The sequence below is a fragment of the Pseudomonas oryzihabitans genome (assembly GCF_032027545.1).
In the GTDB taxonomy this organism is placed as follows: Bacteria; Pseudomonadota; Gammaproteobacteria; order Pseudomonadales; family Pseudomonadaceae; genus Chryseomonas; species Chryseomonas oryzihabitans_F.
This window is the reverse complement of record NZ_JAVSJB010000103.1, coordinates 1-549: the sequence shown is the minus strand read 5'-3', so window position 1 is coordinate 549 and position 549 is coordinate 1. Positions and strand designations below refer to the sequence as shown.

1 pseudogene is annotated in these 549 nt (G+C 55.2%); it reads left to right on the top strand.

What is annotated here, in order from left to right:
* Nucleotides 1-541, top strand: a pseudogene (locus RND78_RS27910) (IS30 family transposase); the annotation flags it as partial.
* Nucleotides 542-549 lie beyond the last annotated feature (8 nt).

The window sequence follows — 549 nt, the reverse complement described above, 5'->3', positions numbered from 1 at the left end:
GAAAACCGCCAATCACGGCCGTATCAGCGATACGCTTTCCATCAGCGAGCGGCCGGCCATGGTTGAGGATCGCGCGGTACCAGGACACTGGGAAGGTGACCTGTTGTGCGGCAGCAAAAACAGTCAGATTGCCACGCTGGTAGAACGCCACAGCCGCTACGTGATGCTGGTAAAGGTGGCAGGGAAAGACACCCAGACAGTGGTGGATGCGCTGATCGAAAACGCTCTGAGACTGCCTCAGGAGCTCTATCGCTCCCTCACCTGGAATCGAGGTAAGGAGATGGCCGCTCACAAGCGATTCACTTTGGCGACGGACATCCAAGTTTACTTCTGTGATCCCCAGAATCCTTGGCAGCGTGGAACGAATGAAAACACCAACGGCCTTTTACGGTAGTACTTTCCAAAGGGAACTGATCTCTCGCTCTATTCGCAGGACGAACTGGATGAAGTTGCTCGGCAGTTAAACGAGCGCCCCAGAAAGACCCTGGGGTACTCGACTCCCGCCGAGTGTTTTAACCACGCTGTTGCGTCGACCGGTTGAATCCACAA